19 protein-coding genes are annotated in these 22,308 nt (G+C 72.9%); 10 read left to right on the top strand and 9 right to left on the bottom strand.

What is annotated here, in order from left to right:
• Positions 1-447: 447 nt before the first annotated feature.
• The gene (locus tag AB0M93_RS04150) at positions 448-801 is read right to left on the bottom strand and encodes a hypothetical protein (RefSeq protein ID WP_364268189.1); all 354 of its coding nucleotides are present in this window, start codon (positions 799-801) and stop codon (positions 448-450) included.
• Between the two features lie 196 nt (positions 802-997).
• Here AB0M93_RS04150 and AB0M93_RS04145 point away from each other — a divergent pair, with 196 nt between their 5' ends.
• Complete coding sequence (locus AB0M93_RS04145) at positions 998-3,037, top strand: glycosyl hydrolase family 65 protein (RefSeq protein ID WP_364268187.1); 2,040 nt, start codon at positions 998-1,000, stop codon at positions 3,035-3,037.
• Here the strand turns inward: AB0M93_RS04145 and AB0M93_RS04140 are convergent.
• The 3 genes from AB0M93_RS04140 to AB0M93_RS04130 all read right to left on the bottom strand — a co-directional run bounded on the left by AB0M93_RS04140 (position 3,034) and on the right by AB0M93_RS04130 (position 5,273).
• Positions 3,034-3,825: an FkbM family methyltransferase gene (locus AB0M93_RS04140; RefSeq protein ID WP_364268909.1), complete on the bottom strand. Its 792-nt coding sequence runs from the start codon at positions 3,823-3,825 to the stop codon at positions 3,034-3,036. The two genes, AB0M93_RS04145 and AB0M93_RS04140, sit on opposite strands and share 4 nt — an antisense overlap.
• Positions 3,826-3,900: 75 nt before the next feature.
• Positions 3,901-4,353: a hypothetical protein gene (locus AB0M93_RS04135; RefSeq protein ID WP_364268185.1), complete on the bottom strand. Its 453-nt coding sequence runs from the start codon at positions 4,351-4,353 to the stop codon at positions 3,901-3,903.
• The gene (locus AB0M93_RS04130) at positions 4,350-5,273 is read right to left on the bottom strand and encodes a DMT family transporter (RefSeq protein WP_364268183.1); all 924 of its coding nucleotides are present in this window, start codon (positions 5,271-5,273) and stop codon (positions 4,350-4,352) included. The genes AB0M93_RS04135 and AB0M93_RS04130 overlap by 4 nt, the downstream gene beginning before the upstream one ends.
• 63 nt (positions 5,274-5,336) lie before the next feature.
• On the opposite strand from AB0M93_RS04130, the gene AB0M93_RS04125 reads away from it, so the two are divergent.
• Both AB0M93_RS04125 and AB0M93_RS04120 read left to right on the top strand, forming a co-directional pair.
• Positions 5,337-5,951, top strand: coding sequence for a DUF2231 domain-containing protein (locus tag AB0M93_RS04125; protein WP_364268181.1), 615 nt, complete (start codon positions 5,337-5,339; stop codon positions 5,949-5,951).
• A 46-nt stretch (positions 5,952-5,997) separates the two neighbouring features.
• On the top strand, positions 5,998-6,156 hold the full coding sequence (locus tag AB0M93_RS04120) for a hypothetical protein (protein WP_364268179.1): 159 nt from the start codon (positions 5,998-6,000) through the stop codon (positions 6,154-6,156).
• Here AB0M93_RS04120 and AB0M93_RS04115 read toward each other — a convergent pair.
• On the bottom strand, positions 6,111-9,443 hold the full coding sequence (locus AB0M93_RS04115; RefSeq protein ID WP_364268177.1) for a TM0106 family RecB-like putative nuclease: 3,333 nt from the start codon (positions 9,441-9,443) through the stop codon (positions 6,111-6,113). The two genes, AB0M93_RS04120 and AB0M93_RS04115, sit on opposite strands and share 46 nt — an antisense overlap.
• 178 nt (positions 9,444-9,621) lie before the next feature.
• Between AB0M93_RS04115 and AB0M93_RS04110 the strand changes: the two genes are divergently transcribed.
• From AB0M93_RS04110 to AB0M93_RS04080, 7 genes are all read left to right on the top strand, one after another.
• Complete coding sequence (locus AB0M93_RS04110; protein ID WP_364268175.1) at positions 9,622-12,219, top strand: alpha-glucuronidase family glycosyl hydrolase; 2,598 nt, start codon at positions 9,622-9,624, stop codon at positions 12,217-12,219.
• Between the two features lie 88 nt (positions 12,220-12,307).
• On the top strand, positions 12,308-13,249 hold the full coding sequence (locus AB0M93_RS04105; RefSeq protein ID WP_364268173.1) for an acyl-ACP desaturase: 942 nt from the start codon (positions 12,308-12,310) through the stop codon (positions 13,247-13,249).
• A 22-nt stretch (positions 13,250-13,271) separates the two neighbouring features.
• Positions 13,272-14,036, top strand: a complete 765-nt coding sequence (locus tag AB0M93_RS04100; RefSeq protein WP_364268171.1) for an IclR family transcriptional regulator — start codon at positions 13,272-13,274, stop codon at positions 14,034-14,036.
• A gap of 69 nt (positions 14,037-14,105) precedes the next feature.
• Entirely contained in the window at positions 14,106-15,137 is a 1,032-nt protein-coding gene (locus AB0M93_RS04095) for an aromatic ring-hydroxylating dioxygenase subunit alpha (RefSeq protein WP_364268169.1), read from the top strand.
• Positions 15,134-15,295, top strand: coding sequence for a hypothetical protein (locus AB0M93_RS04090; RefSeq protein ID WP_364268167.1), 162 nt, complete (start codon positions 15,134-15,136; stop codon positions 15,293-15,295). The genes AB0M93_RS04095 and AB0M93_RS04090 overlap by 4 nt, the downstream gene beginning before the upstream one ends.
• A complete protein-coding gene (locus AB0M93_RS04085) occupies positions 15,292-16,209 on the top strand; it encodes a PDR/VanB family oxidoreductase (RefSeq protein ID WP_364268165.1) in 918 nt (305 codons plus the stop codon). The genes AB0M93_RS04090 and AB0M93_RS04085 overlap by 4 nt, the downstream gene beginning before the upstream one ends.
• A gap of 51 nt (positions 16,210-16,260) precedes the next feature.
• Positions 16,261-17,718: a phospholipase D family protein gene (locus AB0M93_RS04080; RefSeq protein ID WP_364268163.1), complete on the top strand. Its 1,458-nt coding sequence runs from the start codon at positions 16,261-16,263 to the stop codon at positions 17,716-17,718.
• A 3-nt stretch (positions 17,719-17,721) separates the two neighbouring features.
• Here AB0M93_RS04080 and AB0M93_RS04075 read toward each other — a convergent pair whose 3' ends face one another.
• The 4 genes from AB0M93_RS04075 to AB0M93_RS04060 form a co-directional block, all read right to left on the bottom strand.
• Positions 17,722-19,296, bottom strand: a complete 1,575-nt coding sequence (locus tag AB0M93_RS04075; RefSeq protein WP_364268161.1) for a succinic semialdehyde dehydrogenase — start codon at positions 19,294-19,296, stop codon at positions 17,722-17,724.
• On the bottom strand, positions 19,293-20,921 hold the full coding sequence (locus AB0M93_RS04070) for a GMC family oxidoreductase N-terminal domain-containing protein (RefSeq protein WP_364268159.1): 1,629 nt from the start codon (positions 20,919-20,921) through the stop codon (positions 19,293-19,295). The genes AB0M93_RS04075 and AB0M93_RS04070 overlap by 4 nt, the downstream gene beginning before the upstream one ends.
• A gap of 106 nt (positions 20,922-21,027) precedes the next feature.
• Positions 21,028-21,900 carry a hypothetical protein gene (locus AB0M93_RS04065; RefSeq protein WP_364268157.1) on the bottom strand — a complete coding sequence of 291 codons (873 nt, stop codon included), beginning with the start codon at positions 21,898-21,900 and terminating at the stop codon, positions 21,028-21,030.
• Entirely contained in the window at positions 21,897-22,253 is a 357-nt protein-coding gene (locus AB0M93_RS04060) for a hypothetical protein (RefSeq protein WP_364268155.1), read from the bottom strand. Before AB0M93_RS04060 ends, AB0M93_RS04065 begins: the two co-directional genes overlap by 4 nt.
• Between the last annotated feature and the right edge of the window lie 55 nt (positions 22,254-22,308).

Here is a 22,308-nt window from a genome sequence, read left to right as displayed (position 1 = left end):
GGTTTCGGCGGCCGACGGTTTGGCGGCGGGGGCAGCGCGAGCGTGGCCCCGCCGCCCTGCGCTGCCGGAGGTTCGGCGGGCGAAACTGTCGGTGCCTGCCGGTAGAGTGGAAAACGGGGGGCGCCCCCGCGCGGGGGTTGGGGCGGTTGACTTCCCGGTCGCGGAAAACCCCTGCCGCACAACGGGAACTCCCTGCCACAGCGGACAGGACTCATGCGCCTGCGCGGGTCACGGCAGAGCGAACACAGCGCCCGGGACTCCACGCTTCAGCCGGCGCAACTCGCGCAGGTTTCGGCGGTGACGCCGCTCGCTGACCGTCTCGAGGCGGCGGGTGTCCCGCGCCCGGTCCCCCGACGCGGCGACCGCCCGTTCGCGGAGTACCGCCACGGCCCGGAGGGCAACTGGTTCGATCTCGCTGAACCCAGCCCAGCTCAGTTCAGCGGGTGGTCACCTCGGCGGCGGCGGTCCCGCCCGGCGAACCGGCGCCCGCGCGGGCGCTCGTGCCGGTCCGCGGTCCCCCACCGGGCGGCGGGCCTGGGCCGGTGCGCGCGACGGGGGCGGGGTCGCCGGCCGGCGGGTCCGGGTGGGGGCCGGGGCTTCGGGCGGCGGCGTCGGGCCGGGCCGGTTGGCCCAGGAGTCGAACAGCAGGATCAACCCCGCGAAGACGGCGAAGCCGATGCCCAGCGCCACGTTGACCAGCGCACCCAGGATCCCGGCGACGAGCAGCACCGGGAAGACGGCCATCAGGCAGAACGGGTCGATCCGGCCGAACTTCGGGCGCTTTCCTTCACGCGGACTCACTCCGGGTTCCTTCGCGCCATTCCTGCAGTATGCAGGGCCCGGCCCGGCGTTGCCACCCGGTCGGCCCATCTGATCGTTTAACGCTCACGGTGGGTGAGCGCAGCGTGACGGCGGACAGAAACGGACAGGATTCCGCCGGTTCCGGGGAGAAACCGGCGGTCCGTGGTGCAATGGCGCCGCCGAAAGGGGTACGCGCATGAGAAACGGCCTCCCGCAGCGAATCGGGCACACCTTCCTGGCCCTGGCGACCGCGGCCGGCGCACTCGCCGGAGCCGCGCCGGCCACGGCGAGCCCGGCGCCCCCTCCGTCACTCGAGTTCGCCAACCCCGGCAGCCAGGCGCTGTACGGCACGGCCTACGCCGCCGCGCTGCGGAACCTGTTGCGCACCAACACCATCGCCTACGACGCCCGGTACGACCGGGCCGGGCTGCTCGACCCGGCGACCGGCATCGTCCGCGCGGGCGGCGGATACGCCCAGCCCTGGACCCGCGACGCGTCGATCAACAGCTGGAACGCCACCAGCCTGCTCGACCCGGCCCTGGCGAAGAACACGCTGTGGGCGGTCGTCGACGAGGACGCGGCCGGCGCCCTGCGCGTCCAGCAGGACGACCAGCAGTGGGACCAGGTCGTCTGGGTCACCGCCGCCTGGCACCACTACCTGGTCACCGGCGACCGGGGGTTCCTGGACAACGCCTACCGGACGGCGGCGGACACGCTGGCGATCCGCGAACACGCCACCACGGCCGGCTTCAACCCGGCCTACGGGCTGTTCACCGGCGCGTCGTTCTTCAACGACGGGATCGCCGGCTACCCCGCGCCGCCCGCGGACGCGACCGAGTCCGTCAGCACCGGGAGCATGCCCTGGCCGGGCGTCGCGAGCGGGATGTACCTGAGCACGAACGAGCTCTACTACGCCGCCTACGTCAACGCCGCGAACATGGCCGAGAAGCTGAACCGGCCGGGGTCGGAGACCGCCGCGTACCGGGCCAAGGCCAACGCGCTCCGGGCGGCGATCAACGACCGCTTCTGGAACCCGGCCACCGGGCTCTACGACTACCAGCTGCTGGCCGACGGCAGCCGCGGCGCCTTCCAGGAGGGCACCGGGCTGGCGTTCGCGCTGCTCTTCGGCGTCGCGAACCCGGCGCAGGCCCGGTCGATCGTGAGCCACGCCCGGGAACTGCCCTGGGGCATGCCGGACACCTTCCCGAACTGGGCGCGTTACAGCGACACGCAGCCCGGCCGGCACAACGCCATTGTCTGGCCGCTGGTTCAGGGCCTGTGGGCGAAGGCCCTCGCCGGGCAGGGCGAAACGAACGCGTACGCCGCCGAGACCGCCCGCCTGGCCAAGCTGGCCGGGAACAACAGCGGGTTCTGGGAGATCCACAACGGCACCACCGGCGTCGTCGACGGCGGCTGGCAGCGGCTGGGCGACACCGTGAAGTTCCACTGGGGCTCCGAGCCGGACCAGACCTGGTCGGCCACGGCGTTCCTCGACATGGTCCACACCGGGCTGTTCGGGCTGACCTTCACCGACCGCGGGCTGTCGCTCGCGCCCCGCCTCCCGGCGGGCTGGGGCGACGTCACGCTGCGGAACCTGCGGTACCGGGCGGCGAACCTCACCCTCGCGCTGCACGGCGCGGGCACCGCGATCCGCGCGGTCACGGTCGACGGCCGGGCCGCCCGCGCGGAGCTGCCGGCCACGCTGACCGGCGACCACACCGTGGACATCACCCTCGGCGGCGCACCGGCCGGTGACCGGGACGGCGACGGCGTGCCCGACGCGCAGGACCGCTGCGCCGACACGGCGGGCGCCGCGGCCCTCACCGGCTGTCCCGACCCCGCGCACCTCGAAGCCGAGGACGCGCTCAATTCCGGTGGCGTGAAGACGAACGTCAACCACACGGGCTACTCGGGCCGCGCGTTCCTCGACGGCCTCTGGGCACAGGGCGCGTCGACGTCCTTCACCCTGCACCGCACCACGACGGCCGCGACGCGCGGCTCGGTCACCGTCCGGTACGCCAACGCCAACAGCGACACCCGCACGATGACGCTGTCGGTGGACGGGCAGGCGCTGCGGCAGGTCAGCTTCCCGAAGGTCGCCGACAGCTGGGACGCCTGGGGCACGACGACGTTCGCCGACGTGCCGCTGACCGGCCGGGACCCGGTGGTGACCCTGTCCTACGGCCCGGCCGACACCGGCGCGATCAACCTCGACTGGCTGGAGTACCGCGGCTAGCGGACCGCGAACACCATCCCGATGTCGGCGGCCGCCTGGACCGGGTCCTGCACGGCCTCGACGGTGAAGCCGCGCGCGGCGAAGACGTCGCGGACCGTTTCGCGGTGCCGTGCCCAGCCTTCGACCTCGACGACGGCCTGCCGGACCAGCGGCCAGTGCCGGTCTTCGAGGCCGCGCAGGACGTCGAGCTCGGCGCCTTCGACGTCGACCTTGAGCAGGTCGACGCGTTCGATGCCCTGCTCGTCGAGGACCGCCGAGAGCGGCCGCACCCGGACGCGGTGGGTTTCGAGCTGCCGCATCACCCGCAGCTTGCGCCCGACGATGCCGCGCAGCACGGGGGCCGGCACCCGGCGCAGGGCCGCGCCCAGGCCGCCCCGGCGGATCATCTCGACCACGCTGGCGGTGACGCGCCGCCGCTCGGCCTCGACGTTGCCTTCGTCCCGCAATGACGACGAGAAGATGGTCGCCGCCGGGAAGTAGCTGAAGTCGAGCTCGTCCTCGCCGGCCGCCAGGCCGTAGGGCAGCGCGGTCAGCCGGCCGCCGAAGAAGTCGCGGGCGTTGCTCTCCAGCGTCGCGTGCAGCGGCGGCAGCGGTTCGAACGCGTAGATCCGCACGTTCCCGTCCAGCCGCTCGTACACGGCTGCGGAGAAGACCCCGATGTTCGCGCCGACGTCGAGGACCGTCGCGCCGGGGGCGAGCTCGATCCCGTTGGCGAAGTAGGCACCCACCTCCTCGCGCAGGAAGGACACCTCCCACGGGTTGATGCTGTGCAGGGCGATCGTGTCCATGGTCACGCGCTGAGGGATATCAGCATCGGCTTCCGCGGGGCACCCCCGTTCGGCGGCACTACCCGGTGCGGTGGATCAAGGTGCCCGCTCGCCCGCCTCTTCCTCGATGTGCAGGGCGTCCTGTTCCGGGCCCGCGGCCACGGCGGGACCGGCGTCCACGCCGATCTCGTCGGGCTCGGTGTCGAGCGGGGGGCCGTCGCCCGCGACCGGTTCCAGCTGGATCGGCTCCCGGGCGAGCTCGCCGTCGTCCGGTTCGGACAGCGGCGGGACCTCGTTCGCCGGGTCGGGGCGCTCCTCGCCGATCCGGTCGCCCAGCCCGCGCGGGTGCTCCTGCTCCCACGGCGTCATCCCGTACTTCGTGACGCCCGACCAGTGCTCGGGCGGGTCCATGCCCTCCTCGAGCGGGTCGGCCTTGATCCGGTCCTCGTCGAGGTCCTCGGCGCTGTTGAGCGCGGCCGGGTCGGTTTCGACGGCGTCGGGCTCGCCGGTGTCCTGCGGCGGGTCGAAGCTCTGGTTCGGCTCGGTCATCGGCCTCCTTCGTCCGGTGTCCTCCGGGCTTCCCGCTGACGCGACAGCGAAACACGCAGGGGCCGCCGGCAGCCTTCGCCGGTCCGGGCCAGCAGGACCACGCCCACGACGGCCACCGCGGCGGCAGGAACCCACACGAACGCGTGACCCGGTTCGAGGCGTTCCCCGGTGAGGAGCCGGGCGGCGGGGACGGCGGCGAGCGGGTCGAGCAGCACCAGCGCGGGCATCGACCACGACAGCGAACCCCGGGCGTAGGCCTGCTGGCTGCCGAGCTGCGCGACCACGGCGACGGCGAGGGCGGCCCACAGCGCGCTGCCGGTCAAGGTGGCCAGCAGGCCGCGTTCGCCGAACGTCTTGATCGCCGTGGAGATCAGCACCGCCGCGATCCCCGCGGCGATCCCGGCCGACGCGCCGCAGGCGAGCGCGCCCCACGCCCCGCGCCCGGACCGGCTGCTCACCGCGACCAGGCCGACGGCCACGAGCACGACGGCGAGGACCGCGAACCAGGGCGGCAGGTGGTCGCCGGTGCCGGCGGCGGGCCGGGCCGCGACGAGGAAGACGGCCAGGCCGCCGCAGGTGCAGACGGCGCCGAGACCGGCCTGCCGGGAGGGCAGGCACCGGTCGCGCACCGAACGGATCCCCAGCGCGACGACCAGTCCCCCGGCCAGCACCGGCTGCACGATGGCCACCGGTGCCAGGGCGAGCGCCACGACCTGCAGGAGGGTCCCCAGCACGGTGGCGCTCTGCCCGGCCATCCACTTCGGACGCGTGACCAGCCGGCGCAGTTCGAGACCCCGGGCGTCCGAGCTGCTCGACGCGGCCTCGTGCTGCAGGACGGACCCGACGGCGAACAGGACGGCCGCACCCGCGGCGACGGCCGTGCCGGGCAGGAAGGCGGCGATTCCGGCGGGAAGGGGCACGCGCTACTGGTACCCCGGCCGCGGGCCGGTTATCCCGGGAGCGGGCGGGGTAGCCGGGGCGGCATGGATCCGACGCACGATGATCACAGCCGCACGAAGCCCGCGTGGGCGCACCGGGCACTGCAGAAGGCCGAGGACGCCCAGGCGCTCGACGGCCCCGCCGGCGCACTCCGGCGGCTGCTGGCCGGGGTGGCCGGCAGCGGAGCCGGCCGGCAGCTGCGCGGCCAGGCGCTGGGGCACCCCCTGCACCCGCTCGCGGTGACGCTGCCGATCGGCGCGTGGCTGTGTTCGGCGGTGTTCGACCTGCTCCCGGACGGCCGGGACACGGCCCGCCGCCTCGTCGCGACCGGGCTGCTGGCGGCCCCGGCGGCGATCGTCCTCGGCTTGGCCGACTACGCCGGGCTCGACGAGCGGCAACGCCGGGTCGGCCTGGTGCACGCGACGGCCAACGCGGCGGCGACGGTCCTGTTCGGGGCGTCCTACCTGGCTCGCCGCCGCGGTGCCGGCGGACGGCTCCTGGGCGCGCTGGGCCTCACCGCGACGAGCGTGGGCGGCGCGCTCGGCGGGCACCTCGCCTACGCCCAGGGCGCCGGGGTGTTCCGCTGGCAGCCGCTGGACGACCTGGACCCCGCCGAACTGGCCGGCTCCGACCCCGCCGCGCCCCGCAACCCGGCTTGAGCCGGCCCGGGGCTTTCGATCACCCGGCGCCGGGGTACCCCCACCCATGACCGAATCCGAGCAAGGCCCCCTGACCCCCGACGTCCCGCCCCCGCCCGGCACCCCGGAACTCGACCTCGACGTCCCGATTCCGGAAACCGACCGGGAAAAGCCCGAAACTCAGGACGTCGACGACGACGCCGGCGAACCGGAACCGCCCAGCTGACCGGCCGGCCACGGCGAGGCCGCCGTCATCAGGCCGATCATGCCCGCCACCAGGCGCATCTGGTCCACGGTGCGAATGTCGGCTTCCACCAGGCGCGGTGAGCACACCAGGACCGCCAGCGCCTGGGCCCGCGACAGCGCCACGTTGAGCCGGTTGCGGGAGAGCAGGAAATCGAGGCCGCGCGGCAGGTCGACCGCCGACGACGACGTCATCGTGGTGATCACCACCGGGGCCTCCTGGCCCTGGAAGCGGTCGACCGTGCCCACCCTGACCCCGGGGAACCCGGCGTCCTGCAGGGCGCGGGTCACCGTCCGCGCCTGCAGGTTGTACGGGGCGACGACGACGATGTCGGCGTCGCCGAGCGGCCGCGGCGGGCCGTGGTCGGTCCACATGCGACCGTGCACTTCGGACACGATGCGCACGACGGCGTCCGCCTCCGCCACCGACCGGGTCGTGTTGCCGCGGTGGTCCACTTCGGCCAGGTACAACCCCGCCGCGATCCCGTCCAGCGCCCGGTCGGCCGCCGACGGGTGGGCGTGCAGCCGCCCGGCGTAGGAGAGGTCCGACACCGGCTCGCACACCGCCGGGTGCATCCGCCGGGTCTCGTCGAGGAAGTAGCCCAGCGACGGCGGCATGATGCCGGCCTCGCCGATCAGGTGGCCCAGCGCCGACGCCTCCGCGCCCGCCGGGTGCGTGCCCTGCACCACCTGCGGCAGCTGCTGCGGGTCGCCCAGCAGCAGGACGTTGCGCGCGCACCCGGACACCGCGAGCGCGTCGGCCAGGGCGAACTGGCCGGCCTCGTCGATGATCAGCAGGTCGAAGGGTTCCTCGCGGATCGCCGCGTTGGCGAACGTCCACGCCGTCCCGCCGACCAGGTGCCCGGTGTCGTGCTCCGCGCGCCACTTCACCAGCGCCGGGTTGCTCTTCGGCTGTTCCCAGGGCGCGGCCGGGTCCGGCGTCCGCTTCGCGCGCTTGGCGCACGGCAGGTCCGGCGCGCTCTTCTTGGCCGCGCTCAGCACGTTCTCCACGGCCTTGTGGCTGTTCGACGTGACCGCGACCGTCCGCCCGGCCCGCACGAGGTGGGCGATGAGCTTCCCGGCGAGGTAGGTCTTGCCCGCGCCCGGCGGCCCCTGCACGGCCAGCGTCGACCCGTCCAGCGCGTCGACCGCCTCGATCACCGTGGCGACCAGGTCCGGCCCCGGTTCCGGCAGCGCCGCGCCGCCGCGCAACCGCGGTGGCGTCCGCCGGAGCAGGTCGACGCCGGGGTGCCGCGGCAGCACCGGGAGCGCGTCGACGACCAGGCGGGCGAGTTCGGCGACCGCCTCGTCCTTGGGTGAGGGCCGGACCGGGCTGCCGGGCAGCACCGCGGACGGCCGGTCGTTCGTGGTCGCGTCCGGCGGGCAGCTCTCTTCCAGCGTCAGCTCCACGGCCGACGCGGCGACGACCTTCGCGTCGCGGGCGGTGTCGCCGTAGCGCAGCCGCACGTCGTCGCCGGGGGCGAACGGGTGCGGCCGGTCGGGGTCGCACGCCAGCTGCAGCGTCCGCTTCGCGGTGCGCGCCCGCCCGGCCGGGGGCACCCACTCCCCCGCCTCCAGGGAGACCGGCACCGCGCAGGCGGTGTCCACTTCGAGGTCGCCGAGCGGCGCGGCCAGCTGGCGGAAGTACTCCCACCACGCCGGGTTCGTCTCGCGACGGTGGTAGCCGACGGACGCCGCCAGTAGCGCGCGGGCCCGCTCCTCGCCGGTGAAGGCACCCGGGTCGTCCGGCAGTCCCTCGAGCAGCGGGTCGACCAGGGCGGCCAGCTGCGCGGCCCGTTCGGCGCGCCGCTCGGCGGCGACGTCCTCCTCGGCCGCGCGCAGCAAGGCGTCCTCGGCGGATTCTTCGGGCGGCTCGGGGACGTCGATTCCGGCGTCGGCGCGGACCCGGTGGAGGAACTCGAACAGCCGCTGCGCGGAAACGCAGTCGTCCTCGGTGTTCTCGCCGATGCGGCGCAGGACCTCGTCGGCGCGTTCCGGCTCGCCGGACTGCGCGAGAGCCAGGAATTCCTCGTACGCGTCGACGTCGGACACGGCCGTCTTCACGCGGGTGCCGGGCTGGTAGAGCGGCTCGAGGTGCCGGATCGAGTACGACCGCTGCGACACCCGCAGCGCCTTGCGCACGACCGCGTGCAGGTCCACGACCGCGCCGCTGCGCAGCAGGTGGTCGACGGTCTCCTCACGGGTGCCGTGCACCGCCGCGAGCCGCTTGATCGCGGTCACCTCGTACGGCGCGTAGTGGTAGACGTGCGAGCCGGGGTGCTCGGCGACCCGCGCCGCGGCGAAGTCGACGAACTCCTCGAACGCACGCCGCTCCTGGGCCCGGCTGTGCGCCCAGAACGGCGTGAACTCCCCGTCGCCGACCGCACCGAACAGGTACTCCAGCCCCTCGCCGACGAGGGCGTGCGGGTCGCCGGCCAGATCGACGAACACGTCGCCCGGCGCGGGGACCGGCAGCGTGGCCAGCGCGCCGGGGTCGACGATCTCGTAGGCGATCTCGCCGGTGGTGTCCTGCCGGACTTGCAGCGCGGCTTGGGCGCGCAGGGCCTCGAACGCCGTCGCGGACAGGTCCCGCGGCCGGTCGGCCGGGCCGGCCGCGGCCAGTGCGTCGATCGAGCCCAGCCCGGCTTCGACCAGCTTGCGGCGCTGGTCCACGCGCATCCCGGCCACCAGCGAGAGGTCCCGGTCGGCTTCGCGGGCGGTCGCGCAGTGCCGGGCGAACCCGCAGCCGGCGCAGGCCGGGCGTTCGTCGGCCCACAGCGGCACCGGCAGCCGCGGCGGCCGCCCGGCCAGCCGGGCCCGCAGGCGGGCCACGAGCGGCCGGAAGTCCTCGACGCGCAGCGTCCGGGTGCCGCCGTCGGTGAGCCGGAGGTGCAGGTGCGGCCCGGCGGGCAGGCCGGCGCGGGCGACGGCGTCCGCGCACGCGGTCAGCCGGACCACCGCCGCGAGCGTCGCCTGCCGGACCGGAGTGGTGTCGTACACCTCGTAACGGCCTTCGCCGTCCTGGGCCAGGATGTCGGCCTGCGCCGAGAACTCGCCGTCGAGGAAGACGGCCCGGTGGATGACCGGTGCGCCGGAACGCAACGCCTCCTGCGTCGCCTTCGCGGCGAGGGCGAGGTCTTCGGCGTCGGCGGTCCGGTGGCTGCCGGGTTCGGGCCGCGGCGCCCCCGGCAGGCCCGCGGCCAGTGCCTGGGTGAGGAGGCTGCGGTGCTCGCATTCGAGCAGGTCGGCGAGATCGGCTGGGGTGACCATCGCCGGGCAGTCTGACACGGCCGATCATCCGGGCCGGAGTGCGCCGGCCCCGACACGCCGGGCAGTCGCTGAAACTTTCGGGAATTTCCTGGTATATCGCCAATTCTTGACAGCACGGACCCGGCCCGGCAATAGTGCGGGAAACGAACTAAATACTCGTGCACACGATGGGGGCACGGTGTCTCTCAGCGACGAGAACGAGCAGAGCCGGTTTCGCCGGCGTTCCTTCCTGATCGGCAGCGGAGCTGCCGTGGCCACCTCGGTGTTCGGTGCCGCTCCGGCGCTCGCGGGTCCGCCGGAGGCCTTCCCGGACGACTACGACGGCTCGGACCTGTGGCTGCGTTACGAGCGGGTCGCCGATCCCGGCCTCCTCGCGCGGCACCGGGCCGCGCTCGGGGCGATCGTCGTGGAGAACGCCGGGCGGACCCCGGTCCACCGCCACACGGCGAACCTGAGCATGGCCCCCGGCTCCACTGAGCACCTGGTGCGCAGCACCTTGGAAGCGGCGCGCGACGAGCTCGTCCGCGGTCTCGGCGGGCTGCTGGGACGGCCGGTACCGGTGCGCGACGGCTTCTGCGACCACACCGTGGTCGTGGGCACCCCGGAGAGCTCGCCGCTGGTGCGCCGGCTCGTTCCCCCGCACGAACTGGCCGCGCTCGGTACCGACGGCTACCTCATCCGCTCGCTCTCCCGGGGCGGCCACCGCGCCGTCGTCATCGCCGGCAACACCGATCTCGCCGCGCTGTACGGGACGTTCGCCTTCCTCCGGCGGATCCAGGCCCAGCAATCCGTCACCGGCCTGGACATCTCCTCGGTGCCCCGGATCAACCACCGGCACCTGAACTACTGGGAGACCGAACGCCTCTACGCCGGCAACAACCCGGCCGGAACCGGTGGGCTGAACGGCGAAACCGGGGCGATCTTCGACTTCACCGCCACCGGGGCGTCCGCCGGGCTGAACCTGCCGGTGATCCTCGACCGGTACCTGGTGGCGGCGCGGGCGATGGCTTCCGTCGGCATCAACGGCATCACCATCAACAACGTCAACGCCAACAGCTTCTACCTCACCCCGGCCGCCATCGAGCAGGAAGCCGCGCTGGCGGACGCCCTGCGCCCGTACGGGATCAAGCTGGCCGTCTCCATCAACTACGCCGCTCCGACGGACGCCCGGTTCGCGCCCGACACGCTCACGCGGGAACAGCTGGATCCCTACAGCGCGCAGTTCCAGGGCTGGTGGACCCGCCGGGCCCGGCAGCTGCAGGCCGCGATCCCCGACTTCCTGGGCTTCACCGTGAAGGCGAACTCCGAAGGCCAGCCGGGTCCCCAGGACCTGGGCTACGACCACGGTGACGGCGCCAACGGGATGGCGGCGGCGGTGGCGCCGCTCGGGATGCGGATCTTCTGGCGCACCTTCGTCTACAACGCCGACGTGGACGCGGACCGGCTGAAGCGCGCCTACCTGGAGTTCGGCCCCATCGACGAGGAGCCCCAGCCCGACGGGACGAAGGGCCGGTTCGCCCGGAACGTGTTCCTGCAGACCAAGAACGGCCCGCTGGACTACCAGGCCCGGGAGCCGGCCAATCCGCTCTTCGGCCGGATGGAGCACACCAACCAGGCCATCGAGCTGCAGGTCACCCAGGAGTACACCGGGCAGAACACGATGCTGTGCTACCTCGGCCCGCTGTGGGAAGAGGTGCTGAAGTCCGACACGTTCGCCACCGACGAGCACGGCAGGCTGTTGCGGAAACGCCTCGTCGGCAACGTGGTGGACGGCACGGCCCAGGGCCACCCGGACAGCGCGATCGTCGGCGTGGCCAACTTCGGCAACTCCGACGACCTGACCGGGCACCACTTCTCGCAGGCCAACCTGTACGCCTTCGGCAGGCTGGCGTGGGACTGGACCCTGGACGCCCGCGGCATCGCCGAAGACTGGGTCCGGCTGACGTGGAGCAACCGCGACCTCGCCGTCCGGACCATCGTGGCCATGATGATGGGTTCGCGGGAGGCGCTGGTGAGCTACCAGACCCCGCTCGGCGTCGCGCACCAGTTCCGGTCCAGCGACCACTACGGCCCCAACCCCGCCGAACGGCTGGCGCGGGACGACTGGAGCCCGGTGTACTACAACCGGGCCGACCGCACGGGCCTCGGCTACGACCGCTCCCCCACCGGCAGCGGCTTCACCGCGCAGTACTTCCCGGTGCTCGCGGCCCGGTACGCCGACATCGACACCGTTCCCGAAAACCTGCTGATGTGGTTCCACCACGTGCCGTGGGACCGGCGGATGCGCAACGGCCGGACCTTCTGGGACGAACTGGTGTACCGCTACCAGACGGGCGTCCACTACGTGTCGTGGATGCGCCGGGCGTGGGACTCGCTCGAACACCACGTCGATGCACGGCGCTTCGCCGAGGTGAAGGCCAAGCTCACCGCCCACGAAGCCGACGCGGGCACCTGGCGCGACACCTGCGTGAGCTACTGGCAGGAGTTCAGCGGCCGGCCCGTCCCGACAGCCGGTCCGCTCTCGATCGGGATCGTGCTCGGCGGCCGGACGATCGGCGGCTTCGACGCCGGCGCGCCGTCGCACACCATCCCGGTGGCGGCCGGTACGTCGCCGAGGATCACGAAGGTCGTCCCGGCCGATCCCACCGCGAAGTGCGAGATCCTCGAGCAGGCTGACGGCGTCCCGGGACGCGCTGTGGTGCGAATCACCGGGAACAGTTTCTTCGGGCCCATCCTCAAGGACTACGTCTTCGATCTGGTGGCACCCACGCGGTGAGCGCCGGGAACCACCCGGTGCGCGCGACCGTTGTCGTATCCTACGACACCGTAAGTTACGGTTGCGTAGGTACGGAAGGACGTTCCCTATGCCGGTCCCCGAAACCACCCGCCTGCTGCACGAGCTGGAAGGCACGGTCGAAGAGAACCTCAACCGGCACCTCGCCGCCGCCCAGGAGTGGATGCCGCACGAGTACGTCCCCTGGAGCCAGGGGCGCGACTTCGCCGACCTCGGCGGGGAAGCCTGGGACCCCGAGCAGTCCCGGGTCACCCCGATCGCGCGGACGGCTCTCGAAGTCAACCTGCTCACCGAGGACAACCTGCCCAGCTACCACCGCGAGATCGAGCGCGCGTTCGGCCGCGACGGGGCGTGGGGCACCTGGGTGCACCGGTGGACGGCCGAAGAGGGCCGCCACGGCATCTGCATCCGCGACTACCTGCTGGTCACCCGCGCCGTCGACCCCGTCGAGCTGGAGCGGATGCGGATGGAGACGATGCAGGCGGGCTACGACACCGGCGACAAGCCGCTGCTCAACGTCTGCGCGTACGTCTCGTTCCAGGAACTGGCGACCCGGCTCTCGCACCGCAACACCGGCCGCTACACCCAGGACCCGCTGGCCGAGAAGCTGCTCGCCCGGGTGTCCACCGACGAGAACCTGCACATGGTCTTCTACCGCAACCTGGTCAAGGCGGCGCTGGAGATCTCGCCGGACGCCATGGTGCGCGCGATCGCCGACGAGGTGCTGGACTTCGCGATGCCGGGCGCGGTCATCCCCAGCTTCCAGCGCAAGGCGGCGCTGATGGCCAAGGCCGGCATCTACGACCTGCGCATCCACCACGACGACGTCGTCCAGCCGCTGCTGCGGTACTGGAAGGTGTTCGACCTGACCGGCCTCGGCGCGGTCGGCGAAGCCGCCCGGGAGGAGCTGGCGACCTTCCTGAAGGGCCTGGAGACGCAGGCGTCCCGGTTCGAGGAACGCCGTGACGCGGCCGCCGCGCGCCGGGCCGCGCGGGGCATAGTGGACCTCTGAGCCACACCCGCCGGAGGTCGCCGTGCCGCACCGAGGTCGCGTTCCCGGCGCCACCGGGCCGGTGCTGGGCCGCGCGCTGCGGGTGCTCGAAGCCTTCTCGCCGGACCGGCCGGCGCTGCGGCTGAGCGAAGTCGCCCGCCGGACCGGGTTGCCGGCCGCGACCGCGCACCGGCTGCTGCGGGAGTTCTGCGAGTGGGGTGCGCTCGAACGGGACGAGTCCGGCGTCTACCGCGTCGGGCTGCGGCTGTGGGAGCTGGGCTCGCTCGCGCCGCGGGGCCTGGGCCTGCGGGAACGCGCCCTGCCGTTCCTGGAGGACCTCTCGCAGATCACGCGCGAGAACGTCCAGCTCGCCGTCCGCGAAGGCACCGAAGTGGTGTACATCGAGCGGATCGCCGGCACCGGCGCGGTGCCGGTGCTGACCCGCGTCGGCGGCCGGTTCGCGCTGACCGCGACCGGCGTCGGGCTCGTCCTGCTCGCCCACGCGCCGGCCGAGGTCCAGGAGGACGTCCTCGGCCGCCCGATCGAGCGGTACACGAGCGAGACCGTGACCGACCCGGACCGGGTGCGGCACATGCTGGCCGACGTCCGCACGCACGGCTTCTCGATCAGCGAGCGGCAGGTGACCCTGGACGCGCTGTCGGTCGGCGCGCCGATCCTGGACCCGCGGGGCCGGGTGGTGGCCGCGGTGTCGCTGGTCGTCCGGTACGGGAGCGTGGCACCGCACGCGCTGGCCCCGCTGGTGATGACCAGCGCGCGGGCCATCTCGCGTGCGCTTTCCGTCTTATGAAATAGCCCTTCGTGGGCGCCGGGTCGCTCGCCCAGGCTGTGACCCGGCCCACCACGAAAGGACGACCCGATGAGCGCCATTCCCCGCGACCAGTGGTACGTCGCCGCCTACGGTTCCGAGATCGGCACCGAGCTGTTCGGCCGCACGATCTGCGGCGAGCCGATCCTGTTCTGGCGGACCCGCGACGGGAGCGTCACCGCGATGGCCGACCGGTGCGTGCATCGGCGCTTCCCGTTGTCGCAGGCGCCTTCGCGGCTCGTCGACGATCAGGTCGTCTGCGGCTACCACGGCTTCACCTACGGTGTCGACGGCAAGTGCGTCGCCGTGCCCGGGCAGACCCGGGTGCCGCGGACCGCCCGGCTGACGCGCTACCCACTGGTGGAGCAGGACTCCTTCGTCTGGGTGTTCATCGGCGACCCCGCGAAGGCGGACGCGGCCGCGATCCCGCGGGCGCCCTGGCTCGCCTCGCCGGGCTACACCACGGTCTGCGGGATGGAACCGCTGAAGGCGCGGTACTCGCTGCTGGTGGACAACCTGCTGGACCTGTCCCACGAGACCTACCTGCACGGCGGTTACATCGGCACCCCGGAGGTCGCCGAAACGCCGATCACGACCGAGGTCGACGAGGACGCCGGCATCGTCTACGTCTCGCGGCACATGGCCGACGCGGCGTGCCCGCCCTTCTACGCCAAGTCGACCGGCCTGGAAGGCCGCATCTCGCGCTGGCAGGACATCGAATACACGCCGCCGTGCCTGTACAAGCTGCACAGCCGCATCGCGCCGGTCGGCTCGGTGCCGAACCCGGACGGCACCGACCCGGACGCCTTCCACGTCGAGGTCGTCTACGCCATCACGCCCGAAACCGAACACTCCACGCACGACTTCTGGGCGGTGGCCCGGGATTTCGCCCTCGACGACGAAGGCGTGTCGGCGTTCCTCGCGGAGAACAACCGCACGGTGGTGCTGCAGGACGTCGAAGCCCTCGACGTCCTCGAGCGGGTGATCGCCACCGAACCGGACGGCTACCAGGAGCTGTCGATCAACATCGACACGGGCGGCCTGGCGGCCCGCCGGATGCTGCAGCGCCTGGCGGCGTCGTGACCGGCCCGATGCTGACCGGCGACCGCGTCAACCGGATCCACTGGGTGCTCGGCACCGACCGCCTGCGTGCGGTCTGTCACTGCGGCGCCGAGCGCGAGTTCGAAGACCCCGTGCAGCTGTGGGACTGGCTGCTCGCCCACCCCGAAGGACACCGATGACCCTCGACTTGCTGGTGGACCGCAAGGAAAAGGTGGCCGACGACGTCGTGGCGCTCACCCTCCGCGCCCCCGGCGGCGGTTCGCTGCCCCCGTGGGAGCCGGGAGCGCACGTCGACCTCGTCCTCCCCGGCTTCCGGCGGCAGTACTCGCTGTGCGGCGACCCCTCGGACGCGTCGGCGTACCAGGTGGCCGTGCTGCGGGAGCGCGACGGCCGCGGCGGCTCGGCGTACGTGCACGACGTCTTGTCCGCCGGGGACTCCCTTCAGGTGGAGGGCCCGCGCAACCACTTCGCGCTGGTCGACGCCGAGCGGTATCTGTTCATCGCGGGCGGCATCGGCATCACGCCGATCCTGCCGATGCTCGCCAGCGTCGCTCGCTCGGGCCGCGAATGGCAGCTGGTCTACGGCGGCCGGACGCGCGCGTCGATGGCGTTCACGGCCGAGCTGGCCCGCCACGGCGACCGGGTGGTGTTCCGCCCCCAGGACGAACACGGCCTGCTGGACCTGCCGGCCCTGCTGGCCGGCGCCGGACCGGGCACGGCGGTGTATTGCTGCGGGCCGGAACCGCTGCTGGCCGCGGTGGAGGCCCTGGAACCGGCCGACCTGCACGTCGAGCGCTTCACGCCGCGGGAGGAGGCGGGCCCGCGCACGGCGTTCGAGGTGGAGCTGGCCGGATCGGGGCGGGTGCTGCCGGTGCCGGCGGACCGGTCGATCCTGGAGGTGGTCGAGGAGGCCGGGGTTCAGGTGTTGTCGTCGTGCCGGGAGGGGACTTGCGGCACCTGCGAGACCGGCGTGCTCGGCGGGACACCGGACCATCGGGACTCGGTGCTGACCGCGGACGAGCGGCTGGAGAGCGAGGTGATGATGCTCTGCGTGTCGCGGGCGTGCTCACCGCGGCTCGTGCTCGACCTCTGACGCAGCGTCACTGCACGGCGCGCCGGGCCGATCTGTAGTGACATAGGACGGGTGCGACCCTTTCACTCTTTCGTGGACAAGATGGACGAGCGGCTCGGCGACGGGCTGGAAGGCGTCCTGTGCGCCCACCACCGGCGGCGGCTGCGCCGGCTCGGCTGGGGTGAGGTGCTCGAGCCCGGCGGTGCCCAGGACCGCCTCGGCGGCCGGGCCCCCGTCCGCGACGGCAACCGCGTCGAGGTGCTCGTCGACGGCGAGGAGTCGCTGCCCGCCGTCGCCGACGCCATCCGGCAGGCGAAATCCCACGTGCACATCGCGAACTGGCACGCCAGCGCCGACTTCCGGCTGACGCGTGAGCCCGGCTCGCCCACCCTGCGCCGGCTGCTGGCCGAGGCCGCCGGGCGGGGGGTCGAGGTGCGGGTGCTGCTGTGGGCCGGGCCGCCCTTTCCGGCGTTCCAGCCGTCGCGGAAGCTCGCGAAGGACGAACAGCGGAAGTTCACCGAAGGCACCAGCGTGCGGTGCGTGCTGGACGCCCGTGAGCGGACCCTGCACTGCCACCACGAGAAGCTGGTCATCGTCGACGATGCCGTCGCCTTCGTCGGCGGCGTCGACCTCACCGCGCTGGAAGGCGACCGGCACGACAGCCCGGAACACCCGCCGCGGCCGATCGGCTGGCACGACCTCATGGCGCGGGTCGAAGGGCCCGCCGTCGCCGATGTCGCCGGCCACTTCCAGCGACGCTGGACCGAGGTGACCGGCGAAGACCTGCCCGAGCCGGTGGTCCCGGCGCCGGCCGGCAGCAGCCGTGTGCAGCTGCAGAAGACCATCCCCAACGACACGTACCGCTTCCTGCCGAAGGGCGAGTTCACCGTCCTCGACGGCTACCTGCGCGCCTTGCGGTCGGCGCGGCGGCTGGTCTACCTCGAGAACCAGTTCCTGTGGTCGCCGGAGATCGCCGAGGTGCTGCTCGACAAGCTCAAGAACCCGCCGGACGAGCGGTTCCGCGTCGTCCTGCTGCTGCCGCGCAAGCCGAGCAACGGCTCGGACACCACCCGTGGCCAGCTCGGGCGGCTGCTGGACGCCGACGACGGCCACCACCGGCTGGTGGCGGCCACGATCAGCGCCCACGACGGGGACGCCTCGGCGCCGGTGTACGTCCACGCGAAGCTCGGCATCGTCGACGACGAGTGGCTGACGGTGGGCTCGGCGAACCTGAACGAGCATTCGCTGTTCAACGACACGGAGGTCAACCTCGTCACCGACGACCCGGCGGTGGCCCGGACCGCCCGCCTGCGGCTGTGGGCCGAACACCTGGGGCATCCGGTGTCGGAGCTGGAAAACCGGGATCCGGCGGACGTCGTGGACAACCTGTGGCGGCCGCTGGCGGCGGAACAGGCCGAGCGGGAACGCCGGGGCGAGCGGCGGACCCACCGGCTGGTGCTGCTGCCGGGCGCCTCCCGACGCGCGGCCCGGCTGCAGGGGCCGTTGCGCGGGCTGCTGGTCGACGGCTGAGCGCTACCGGATCCGCAGCTTGCGCATCAGCTTCAGCCCGGAAAGCATGCTCTCGACGTACTTCTCGTACCCCTGCCCCGGCCGCGGCCCCATGACCTGTTTCTTCAGCACCGCCAGGTTCTGCACGTCCGTGTACTTCAGCAGCCCCTGGTCGCCGTGGCGCGCGCCGACGCCGGAGTTCTTGACGCCGCCGGACGGTGTCCCTTTCGCCGCATAGGCCGTGGCCAGGATGTCGTTGACGTTGACGTTGCCCGACTCGATGCGCGCCGCCAGCGCGCACCCGGCCGCGACGTCGCCGCTCCACACCGACGCGTTCAGGCCGTAGTCGGTGTCGTTGGCCAGGGCCACCGCTTCGTCGGCCGTGCGGTACTTGTGCAGGGCCACCACGGGCCCGAACGTTTCCGTGACGCCGCACAGCATGTCCGTGGTGACGCCCTCCAGGATCGTCGGCTCGAAGAACGCCGGGCCCAGGTCGGGGCGGGGCTTGCCGCCGCAGAGCACGGTCGCGCCCTTGGCCACCGCATCGTCCACATGGGACTTGACCCGGCGCATGTGGTCGACCGAGACCAGCGAGCCCATGTCGGGGCCGAAGTCGTAGGACGCGCGGACGTCGAGGGCCGAGGCCGCCGCCACGAACGCCGTCTTGAACTCCTCGTAGCGGGACTCCGGCAGATAGATCCGCTCGATGTGCATGCAGATCTGGCCGGTGTTGCCGAACGCCCCGAAGACGGCGCCCGCCACGGCCTGCTCGATCGAGGCGTCCTCCAGCACGATCATCGGGTTCTTGCCGCCGAGTTCGAGGCAGCAGCCGATCAGGTTGCGGCCCGCGCGCTCGCCGATCACCCGGCCGGTCGCCGTCGAGCCGGTGAACATCACGTAGTTCGCGCGGTCGATCAGCGGCGGGCCGACGTCCGGTCCCTCGCCGCACACCACCTGGAACAGCCCCTCCGGCAGGCCCGCCTCCTCCAGCAGCCGGACGCCGTACAGGGGCGAGAGCGCCGTCTTGTTGTCCGGCTTCAGCACCACCGCGTTGCCCGCCATCAGCGCCGGCACCGCGTCGGAAACACCGGTGGCGAACGGGAAGTTCCACGGCGCGATGATGCCGACGACGCCCTTGGGCAGCCGGACCTCGGTCGACGTCGTGAGCAGCGGCACCGGGCCGCCGCGCCGGGTCGGTGCCAGCAACCGGGCCGCCCGCTTCAGGTAGTGGCTCATCACCATCGGCGGGTCGCACGTCTCCTCGATCGCCATCCGCCGGTTCTTGCCGCTCTCGACCTGGATGAGGTCGGCGATCGTCCGCGCGTGCTCGACGAACAGCGCGTGCGCCCGCCGGAACACCGCCAGCCGCTCCTTGACCGGGGTCGCCGCCCACTTCCGCTGGGCCGCGCGCGCGACGGCGAACGCCCGCTCGATGTCTTCGGCCGTCGACTGCGGCAGCTCGACCAGCACCTCGCCGGTGTAGACCTCGGTGAGCTTCCAGGTTTCGCCGGACGAGCCGGGCACCCGGGAGACCAGCTGCGCCAGCAAGGCGTCGGTGACCGACGCGGGACGGGTGAGTTCGAGCGGTGTGAGCGTCATGACCGGCTCCCGAGGACGAGCTGGGCGCCCATTTCCCCGATCATGATGCAGGGCGCGTTGGTGTTGCCGCCGGTGATCGACGGCATGATCGAGGCGTCGCAGACCCGCAGGCCCTCGACGCCGCGGACCCGCAGTTCGGGGTCGACGACCGCGAGCTCGTCGACGCCCATCCGGCAGGTGCCGACGCCGTGGTAGACCGACGTCGCGCGGTTGAGGATCGCGTCGCGCAGTTCCTGCCCCCGCACCCGGGCGCCCGGGTGGATTTCCTCTTTGACCGCGCCCTTGAACGCTTTCGACGCGAAGATCTCGCGCACCATTTCCGAGCCCTCGCCGAGCAGTTCGAGGTCGGCGGGGTCGGACAGGTACTGGAAGTCGATGAGCGGTGCCGCGGCCGGATCCGCCGACGCGAGCCGCAGCGTGCCGCGGCTCTTCGGGTAGATCAGGGTCGTCAGCACGGTGAGCGCGGGCCGCTTGTCGACGTCGTGCCGGATCGGCGCGTCCTGGTTGGGTGACACGTACGCCCACGGCAGCAGGTGCAGCTGCAGGTCGGGGATCGCGCCGGCCTGCGAGGTCCGCAGGAACGCCACGGCTTCGAAGACGGAGTTCGCCAGGAACGTGGTGCCGGGGCGGAGCAGCTCCCGGGCCAGCCCGCGGGCGAAGTACGGCGCCGTGCCCTTGTTCTTGCTGGTCGACACGTGGAACGTCAGGGCGTGGAACATGTGGTCGTGCATGTTGTCCCCGACCGGCAGGTCGGCGACGACGTCGATGCCGTGCTCCTTGAGGTGCTCGGCGTGCCCGACGCCGGAGAGCATGAGCAGCTGCGCGGACCCGATGACCCCGGCGGAGAGGATGACCTCCTTGCCGGCGCGGACGGTGCGCCGCCGTCGGCCGTCGACGACCTCGACGCCGACCGCGCGGCCGTTCTCGATGAGCACCTTTTCGACCAGCACTCCGGACTGCAGCTGCAGTGTCGGGGGCGCGAGGTGGTGGAGGTAGCCGCGCGAGGCGCTGTAACGCAGGCCGTCGGCGGCGTTCTGCTGCATCCGGCTGACGCCCTCTTGGGACTCGGCGTTGTAGTCGTCGAGGATCTTGCAGCCGAGCGCGTCGGCGGTGGCCTCGACGAACTGCAGCGAGCCTTCCTGCGGGTTCTTCGCGCGGGTGACCCGGATCGGCCCGCCCGCGCCGCGGAAGGCGTTCTCGCCGTCCTCGAAGTCCTCCATCCGCTTGTAGGCGGCGTTGACGCTGTCGGCGTCCCAGCCGGTGTTGCCCTCGGCGGCCCACGAGTCGAAGTTGGCGCGGTTGCCGCGGACGTAGACCATGCCGTTGATGGAGCTGGACCCGCCGACGACCCGCCCGCGCGGCACCGGCATTCGGCGGTCGAGAACGTGTTTCTGCGGCACGCCGTAGAAGCCCCAGTCGAGCGGCTTCTTGAGCTGCGGGACGGCGTGCATCGGCCCGACGAGCCCGGGCTTCTTGACGAGCAGCTGCTCGTCGCTCTTGCCCGCTTCCAGGACGATCACGCTGGCCCCGGCCTGCGCCAGCCGCCCCGCGATCGCCGCCCCCGAGCTCCCCGACCCGACGACGACGTAGTCGGCCTCGTCGCCGCGCGCCGCCCTTTTCGCCATGTCCGCTCCTCGCTACGACCGGCCACGCAAACTATAACGTGTTCTAGTTCGCTCACGGTATAGCGTCGCCGCTCGGTTCCGCAACGGCCCGGCCGACGGCCGGTCGCTAGGAGCTCTTCCGGATCGCTTCGGTGACCCGCTCGCCGAGCTCCGGGGTCAGCGGGCCCGCGGGCTCGAACCCCAGCCGCTCGGCCACGTCCCGCCCGTGCAGGTCGACCGACGCCTCGACGAGGTCCGCGTACACCCCGACCGAGCGGCGGATCCGCCACCGCGAAACCAGCAGCAGCCACAGGCCCGGCACGAGCGCGGGCCACCAGTACGCGCCGACGGCCAGGTAGGCCAGGCCCCACACCGGCGTGCGGGCGGCCGAGGCACACCGCTCCTGGACCGTCGTCAGCTCGCCCCGCACCGGGTCCGGCAGCACCAGCCACAGCCGCGGCCAGGTCGTGGTCAGGTCGAGGCCGGTGCCACGGCGGACGCGGACGGCCACCGCGCGCAGCCGGTCCCCCGCCCACGTCGGCGCTTCCGGTTCGAGTTCGGAAATCGCGTCGCGGCGCAGCACCGCGCGCCGCGCGACCACCCTGGCCTGGCGGTTCTCGCGGTCGGCCAGCACCGCCACGGTCGCGGTGTCCGCCTTCGCCGCCGCCCGGTGCCAGCGGCGGCGGCGCAGCGCGGCGAACGGCCTGCCGGGACCGGTGCCCGCCGCGCCCCACGCCGTGACGACCGCCCCGCCCAAGGCCGTCACCGCGAGGCCCGCGAGCGTGGTCGCGGCCAGGAACCCGGCGCCGGCCCACACCAGGGCCGGTCCGGTGGACACCGTCGTCACGCGGCTGCGCAGCAAGGCGAAATCCAGAGCGTGCGCGGGGCCGAGCACGACCGCCACCACCACGACGGCCACGAACACCGCGGCGGGCACCGCGAGCGCGGCGGCCCACCGGCCGGCCAGGTTCTTGCCGAGCTCGGTGAGGAAGGCGTTCACAGCTCGACCCGGATCTCCCGGAACGGCTGCCCGGTGAGCCGGCACGACGGCTGTTCGCCGGTCGCCGCGCGCGAGCACGCCCCGGTGGGGCACTCCCACGCCGTGACGACGACTTCGCGTGCTCCGCGCCAGGGTTCGAAGCTGCGGTTCCCCCGCGTCAGGTGGTCGATGCCGTGCTGGGCGAACGCGCTGTCGAGCCGGTCGAGGTCCGGTTCGGCGACTTCGCCGCGGGAAGCCGCGGCGACGATCCTGGCCAGCACGTCCGCGACGCCGTACCGCGCGGCGCGCTCCGCCAGTGCCTCCCCCGCCTGCTCGCACAGGATGCCGACGCGCGGACCGGTCGTAGGTGCCATGCCGTTCTCCGAACCCCCTTCGCCACCGTGCCGGACACGCTACCGTGACCGGGAG

The sequence above is a fragment of the Amycolatopsis sp. NPDC051102 genome (assembly GCF_040682815.1).
GTDB lineage: Bacteria > Actinomycetota > Actinomycetes > Mycobacteriales > Pseudonocardiaceae > Amycolatopsis.
This window is presented reverse-complemented; position numbering and strand designations above follow the sequence as displayed.